Origin of the sequence: Nonomuraea rosea, from assembly GCF_039539705.1 — a bacterium.
Classification (GTDB): domain Bacteria; phylum Actinomycetota; class Actinomycetes; order Streptosporangiales; family Streptosporangiaceae; genus Nonomuraea; species Nonomuraea rosea.
Map to the genome: position 1 here is coordinate 94,283 of NZ_BAABDQ010000051.1, position 6,533 is coordinate 100,815.

Sequence of the window (6,533 nt, forward strand, 5' to 3'; positions counted from 1 at the left end):
CTGCACCGCCATGCCACAACCGGTCAACCGGCCAGCTCGAACGGCTTCGGAGCGGCGCTTCAAGGTGCGAGCTCATGGGGCGGTGGCGCGGATGAACGCCTCGGCGAATGCCCGCGCGACCTCGTCGACCGGGGGCAGGATGTCGCCCAGCCCGTCCTGTAGTACGGGGCGCAACAGCATGTGCCCTGCCATGGGACCGATCATCAGCTGGATGAGCAACGGCAGCGGAAGCGGCCGCAGCCGGCCGGCTTGGATCTGCGTGCTCAGCAGGATGCCCAGACTGGCGAACATTCTCGGCAGGTTGGCTTTCAGCATCCGGGCGGCGGTGCCGTCGGGGCGGGTGAGCAGGTCGCCGAAGATGGCCGGCAGCACCCGTGGCTCCCGCGCGAACGCCTCGGCCAGCGCGACGTAGACGGCGTGGACCGTCTCCTCGATCCGCTCGGGGGGATCGGCGGCCAGCGCTTCCAGGTCGGGCACGGGGACGTACCGGTCGAACATGGTGGCGAGCAGGCCGTCGCGGTTGCCGAAGACGGAGTGCAGGCTGGTCGGCGAGCAGCGCGCAGCAGCTGCGACGGCCTCCATCGTGACGGCGCCGAGCCCGTCGCGGGCGATCAGCGTGGCCGCGGCCTCGATCGCCCGTTCCCGGACCGGCGGTCGCCCGCCGGGGTCGATTCCGGCCTGCCGGACCGCCTCCTCCAGCGTGGCCCGTGATCCGCCGAGCCGTCTGATCAGGGTGCTGCGGGAGATGCCCGCGGCGGCCGCGATCGCGCTCAGCGGCACGTCGGCCACATCTTTGCCGTACTGCTCGGCGGCCAGCAGCGCGGCGTCCACCAGGTCCCGGTCCACAAGGTCTCATGATACTGCTTCCTATGTGAACCTCATATGTGTATCGTCTCAACCATGAGCTCACTAAGTGATGAATTAAGGAGACGCAGATGATCAGCGTGATCGGCGCGGGACTGCCGCGTACCGGGACCACGTCGCTGAAGGCGGCGCTGGAGCGGCTCGGCTTCGGCCCCTGCCACCACATGCAGGAGATCGGCACCCACCCCGAGCAGGCGCAACGCTGGCGGCAGAGCCTGGAGGGGCCCGTCGACTGGAGCAGCGTGCTGGCGGGCTACCGGGCGGCGGTGGACTGGCCGAGCGCCTACTTCTGGCGTCCCCTCGCGCAGTGCTACCCCGACGCCAAGGTCATCCTCACCATCCGTGACCCGCACGCCTGGTACGCCAGCCTCCGCGACACCGTCTTCGCGCTGCTGACCAACCCCAGCGCGCTGCCCGGCGACCTGCAACCCGTGATCACCGGCATGCGGCCGCTGCTGGGACGCATCTGGAGCGAGACGTTCGGCACGACGCTGGACGAGCCGATGCCCGAGGAGCGCCACGCCGTGCAGGTGTTCCAGCGCCACACGGCTGAGGTCACCGGCGCGCTGCCCGCCGGCCGAATCCTGATCTACGAGAGCGGGCAGGGCTGGGAGCCGTTGTGCGACTTCCTCGGCGTGCCCGTACCGGCCGAGCCCTACCCGCGCCTCAACGACCGGCAGTCCGCCCAGACCCGCCTGCGCGGGGCGGCGGAGCGGTGAACCTCCGCATCCTGCTCACCCTCCACGGCGTGGTCACCTCGGCGGCCGGAGTGGTGCTCATCGTCGCGCCCGGTCTGGTCCCCAGCGCCGTCGGCATCCGCATCCCCGCGGACGCCTACCTGGTGTGCTACCTGCTGGGCGCCGCTGAGCTGGCGGTGTCGTTCCTGTCGTTCGCGGCTCTGCGGCAACCGGGCGGGGTACGCCTGGCCGCCTGGACCCTGATCGTGTTCCACGGCTGCACCGCCGCCGTCGAGGCCTACGCCTTCACCCGCGGCGTCCATGCCTCGATCTGGGCGAACGTGGCACTGCGGCTGGCGGTCATCGCCCTGTTCACCCACTACGGACTACGTCAGAAAGGACTGTCATGACCATCGAGAGCGCCGGCGTCCTGGTGTGCGGCGGCGGCCCGGCCGGCATGATGCTCGGCCTGCTGCTGGCCCGCGCGGGGATCGAGGTCACCGTGCTGGAGAAGCACGGCGACTTCCTGCGCGACTTCCGGGGCGACACCGTGCATCCCGCCACCGTCCGGCTCATCGACGAGCTCGGCCTCGGCGACGGCTTCCGCGCGCTGCCGCAGAGCCGCCTGGGCAACCTGTCGCTGCCCGCTTCCGACGGCACCATGGTGACGCTGGGCGATTTCGAAGCGCTGCCCGCGCCCTACAACTACATCGCGATGGTGCCCCAATGGGACCTGCTCTCCTTCCTGGCCGAGGCGGCCGGCCAGGAGCCCGGCTTCACCCTGCGGATGAACACCGAAGCGACCGCGCTGGTCAGGGACGGCGAGAAGATCACCGGGGTCAGATATCGCACCTCGGACGGCCGTGAAGGGGAGATCCGCGCCGAACTGACGGTGGGCTGCGACGGCAGGCACTCCACCCTGCGCCGGGCAGCGGGGCTGGTGCCCAAGGAGTTCCGGGTGCCGTTCGACGTGTGGTGGCTGCGCCTGCCCCGATCGGCCCACCACAGGGACACGCCCGCGAGCGTGACACCGGTCGCGCGGGGCCCCGAGGCCATGATCTCCCTGGCCCGCGACGACTACTACCAGGTGGCCTACTTCACCGCCAAAGGCTCCGACGCGCGGCTGCGGGCCGAGGGGATCGAACGCTTCCGCGAGCGCATCGCCCGCCTGCGCCCGGACTTCGCCGACGAGGTGAGGCACCTGGCCAGCATGGACGAGGTGTACGTGCTCGACGTGAAACTGAACCGGCTCAAGCGCTGGTACCTCGACGGGCTGCTGCTCATCGGCGACGCCGCGCACGCCATGTCCCCCGCCGGCGGAGTGGGCATCAACCTCGCCATCCAGGACGCCGTGGCCGCCGCCACCATCCTGGCCGAGCCCCTACGGCGGCACGCCGTCACCACCGCCGACCTGGCGGCCGTGCAACGGCGCAGGTACCGCCCCACGGTGATCGTCCAGACCGGCCAGCGGCTGCTCCAGCGCGTCATGTTCGAGAAGCAGTTCGCCGGCAAGCGTTCCGGGCCACCCCCGGCCCTGCTCTTCCTCACCCGCGTCTTCCCCCGGCTCCGCATGATCCCCGCCCGCTTCGTGGGCTTCGGCCCCCGCCCGGAACACGCTCCCGGCTTCGCCCGCAGGACCACCTGAGGCGTTCGTCCCGGCGGCCCGCCCGCTCCGGCGAAGACGCACCGCGACGCAAGCGCCACCTGGAAGGCAGCCATCGGAATCGCCAGGCGTAGGACCTCTGGCCGGCGCGGCCCCGCCTCTTCCGGCCTGCCATCAGCAGACACTCCATGCCGACCGGCGACGCCACCTGCTGATGACTCCAGGCAAGTCACCTCTCTATCGAATATCACCGAACGAATGGAGCCCTTCATGACGACGGATGTGGTGGTGGCAGGCGGCGGGCCCGCGGGCATGATGCTCGGCTTGCTGCTGGCCCGGGCGGGAATCGAGGTCACCGTGCTGGAGAAGCACGCCGACTTCCTGCGCGACTTCCGTGGCGACACCGTGCACGCCTCAACCGTCAGGCTCATGGACGAGCTCGGCCTGGGGGAGAAATTCCGTCGGCTGCCGCAGAGCCGGTTGGGCGATCTGGAGGCGCCGCTCCCGGACGGCAGCAGGATCAGGCTGAGCGACTTCGCGTCCCTGCCCGCGCCGTACAATTACGTCGCGATGATCCCGCAGTGGGACCTGCTTGAGTTTCTGGCCGTCGAGGCGGCCACCGAGCCGACCTTCACCTTGCGGAAGAACACCTCCGTCACCGGGCTGATCAAGGACGGCGGCGCGGTCGCAGGCGTCCGCTACCGCACCCGAGAGGGGGCGGTAGGAGAGATTCGCGCGCAGCTCACCGTGGCCGCCGACGGCCGCGATTCGACCGTCCGCAAGGAACTCGGCCTCATGCCCAAGGAATATCCGGTTCCCTTCGACACGTGGTGGTTCCGCCTGCCCAGGTACGCCGGGGAGCAGGACGAGGTGGCCAGGCTCGCCGGCGAGTTCAAAGGCGACCAGATCGCGCTCAGCTTCACCCGCGAGGACTACTACCAGATCGCCTATTTCACCGTCAAAGGCGCCGACGCCCGGCTGCGCGCAGGGTGTCGAACGTTTCCGCGAGCGCATCGCCGATGTGCTCCCCCAGTACGCCGACCGGGTGGACCACATCGCCGGCATGGACGACCTGCACCTGCTGGATGTGAAGCTGAACCGGCTCAAGCGCTGGTACGCCGACGGCGTGCTGCTCATCGGCGACGCCGCGCACGCCATGTCCCCGGCCGGTGGGATGGGCATCAACCTCGCCATCCAGGACGCCGTGGCCGCCGCGACGATCCTCGCCGAGCCGCTGCGACGCCACCACGTCACCACCGCCGACCTGGCCAAGATCCAGAAGCGCAGATGGCGGCCCACCGTCATCGTCCAAACCGTCCAGCGGATGCTGCACCGCACCATGTTCGTCCCCGCCTTCGCCGGCAAAGGCGCCCGCCCTCCCAGACCGCTGGTCTTCCTGGCACGACACCTGCCCGCCTTCAAGAAGTTCCCCTCCAAACTGATCGCCTACGGCCCGCGTCCCGAGCACGCCCCCGACTTCGCCCGCAGGACCGCATAGGAGGAAGGCCACGCGCGGGCTCGTATCCACCATCGACATCGACCACAGGCCGCAGGAGGCTCAGTGGCCCGGCTGCCGCCGGAGTGACACGGAGAGACCTATCGGCGGGAACAGCGTCTTCAAGATCCCCGACACAAACCAAGATCTACCGCTTCGGACAGTCGGGCTTGGACATCCCGGTCTACGTGGTCTCCAGCTGGACCAACCCCATCCACACCCGCAGCACCCAAAAGGCGTTCCAGCAGCTGGCCGGCGAACGCAAGTGGCTGCGGATCCACAACACCATGGAGTGGGTCGACATCGCCGCCCCGGCCAGCATCGACGACCTGCGCCGCTTCTTCGACCACTACCTCAAAGACGATGACAACGGCTGGGAGACCACTCCGCGGGTCCGCTACGCCGTGCTGGACCCCGGAGGGGAGGACCAGGTCGATCGCACCGCTGACAGCTGGCCCCCCACCCCCATCACGCCTACGACGCTCTACCTCGACGCGGCGACCGGACGGCTGACCGGGGACAAACCAGCCGCCGAGTCCTCCGTCTCCTACGACTCGACCGACCCGGCGGCCGCCGCGACGTTCCGCTACACCGCCGAGCAGGAGAGCGAACTCCTCGGCCCGGTCAACCTCCGACTCTGGGTCGAGACCAGCGAAGGCAACGACCTCGACCTGTTCGCCGCCCTCTACAAGCTCGACGCCGACGGCGGCCTGCTCTACCACGTCACGTGCCCCGGCCTGGTGGAACTCGCCGCGACGCTGGAGAAGGAGGGCCGGCTCTCGGCCGCGATCGGCTACACCGGCCCGATCGGCCGGCTCCGCGCCTCGCATCGTGCCCTGGACACGGATATGTCGACGACTCTTGAGCCGTACGTCTCCCATGAACGAGAGGAACCCGTCGAACCGGGCACACCCATCCAAATCGAGCTGGGCCTGTGGCCGACCGGAATGCTCATCCACCCTGGACAGACGCTCGTCCTCGAGATCGCGGGCCACTTCGCAGGACCGCTAACACCGCCACAGCTGGGTCCCGGCCACGCTGCCCTGCCCACCCGGAACGCCGGCATCCACACCATCCGCACCGGCGGACAGCTCGACTCTTGCGCATTTCTGCCCATCGTGACCTGACCACGCCAATGCCGCCGCCGAGGCCCTCCTTTTGGTCCGTGACAGTGCGGGGCTTCGCCGACGGCCACGCATTCCCGTTCGGCACCGTCATGCGCCGAGCTTCAGGCCTTCACGGAGGCGATCGGCAAAGAGCTGCCCACGAGCCCCAGTACGCCCCTGTGACACAACCGACCTGACTACCGGCGTGCAGGCTCTGATCGTCCCCGCCCTGTCCTGGCTCGCCGCCACCTGACGCACTATGGTCGGCCCGCCCACCGCTGCGCCGCCAGGCAATCCCGGCTTCCGCCGCACCACCATGAAGTACTCCTCCGGGAAAGCCGCAATTTTGATGTGAGGCTCCAAGTTCTAGCCGGAGAGGCTGTTTCCTCAGCGCTTCAAGGGGTCCGGGATACGCCAGGCCCCGGCGCGACGGACTCTGACTCGTCGTGCCGGGCATGTCAGACGGTTCGCAGTGCCTCGGTGGGTTGCATGCGGGCCGCGCGGATGGCGGGCAGCAACCCGGCCACGGCGCCGATGGCGACGGCCGCGCCCAGCCCGCCGGCCCAGGCCAGCGGGGGTAGCACGGTGGCCCAGTTGTTGAGGTGGGTGTAGACGGTCGTGGCCAGGGCGCCGAGGGCCACGCCGGTGAGGCCGCCGAGCGCGGCCAGCAGGATCGCCTCCGACAGGAACTGCAGGCGGATGTCTGCTCTGGTCGCTCCGAGGGAGCGGCGCAGGCCGATCTCGGAGCGGCGTTCCAGGACCGAGATGACCATGGTGTTGGCGACGCC

General features: G+C 69.6%; 7 protein-coding genes and 1 pseudogene. 6 read left to right on the forward strand and 2 right to left on the reverse strand.

Going from position 1 to position 6,533, the window contains the following annotated elements; translation table 11 throughout:
* Nucleotides 1-72: 72 nt before the first annotated feature.
* Nucleotides 73-846 (reverse strand): TetR/AcrR family transcriptional regulator, encoded by a 774-nt coding sequence (locus tag ABEA43_RS59340; protein WP_345576856.1) that lies wholly within the window; start codon nt 844-846, stop codon nt 73-75.
* Between the two features lie 89 nt (nt 847-935).
* Here ABEA43_RS59340 and ABEA43_RS59345 point away from each other — a divergent pair, with 89 nt between their 5' ends.
* From ABEA43_RS59345 to ABEA43_RS59370, 6 genes and pseudogenes are all read left to right on the forward strand, one after another.
* The gene (locus tag ABEA43_RS59345) at nt 936-1,583 is read left to right on the forward strand and encodes a sulfotransferase family protein (protein WP_345576858.1); all 648 of its coding nucleotides are present in this window, start codon (nt 936-938) and stop codon (nt 1,581-1,583) included.
* Nucleotides 1,580-1,951, forward strand: a complete 372-nt coding sequence (locus ABEA43_RS59350) for a hypothetical protein (RefSeq protein WP_345576860.1) — start codon at nt 1,580-1,582, stop codon at nt 1,949-1,951. The genes ABEA43_RS59345 and ABEA43_RS59350 overlap by 4 nt, the downstream gene beginning before the upstream one ends.
* The gene (locus ABEA43_RS59355; RefSeq protein ID WP_345576862.1) at nt 1,948-3,186 is read left to right on the forward strand and encodes an FAD-dependent oxidoreductase; all 1,239 of its coding nucleotides are present in this window, start codon (nt 1,948-1,950) and stop codon (nt 3,184-3,186) included. The genes ABEA43_RS59350 and ABEA43_RS59355 overlap by 4 nt, the downstream gene beginning before the upstream one ends.
* 273 nt (nt 3,187-3,459) lie before the next feature.
* Nucleotides 3,460-3,882, forward strand: a pseudogene (locus ABEA43_RS59360) (FAD-dependent monooxygenase); the annotation flags it as partial.
* Between the two features lie 283 nt (nt 3,883-4,165).
* On the forward strand, nt 4,166-4,642 hold the full coding sequence (locus tag ABEA43_RS59365; protein ID WP_345576879.1) for an FAD-dependent monooxygenase: 477 nt from the start codon (nt 4,166-4,168) through the stop codon (nt 4,640-4,642).
* 167 nt (nt 4,643-4,809) lie between these two features.
* Nucleotides 4,810-5,766, forward strand: coding sequence for a CocE/NonD family hydrolase C-terminal non-catalytic domain-containing protein (locus ABEA43_RS59370; RefSeq protein ID WP_345576881.1), 957 nt, complete (start codon nt 4,810-4,812; stop codon nt 5,764-5,766).
* Nucleotides 5,767-6,203: 437 nt separating this feature from the next.
* Here ABEA43_RS59370 and ABEA43_RS59375 read toward each other — a convergent pair.
* Nucleotides 6,204-6,533: ABC transporter permease (locus ABEA43_RS59375; protein WP_345576864.1), on the reverse strand; the 330-nt coding region annotated here is incomplete at its 5' end.

What these genes read in the sequence shown, in the direction of transcription:
- ABEA43_RS59345 (WP_345576858.1), top strand. Translation starts at nt 936, where the DNA reads ATGATCAGCGTGATCGGCGCGGGACTGCCGCGTACCGGGACCACGTCG.
- ABEA43_RS59355 (WP_345576862.1), top strand. Translation starts at nt 1,948, where the DNA reads ATGACCATCGAGAGCGCCGGCGTCCTGGTGTGCGGCGGCGGCCCGGCC.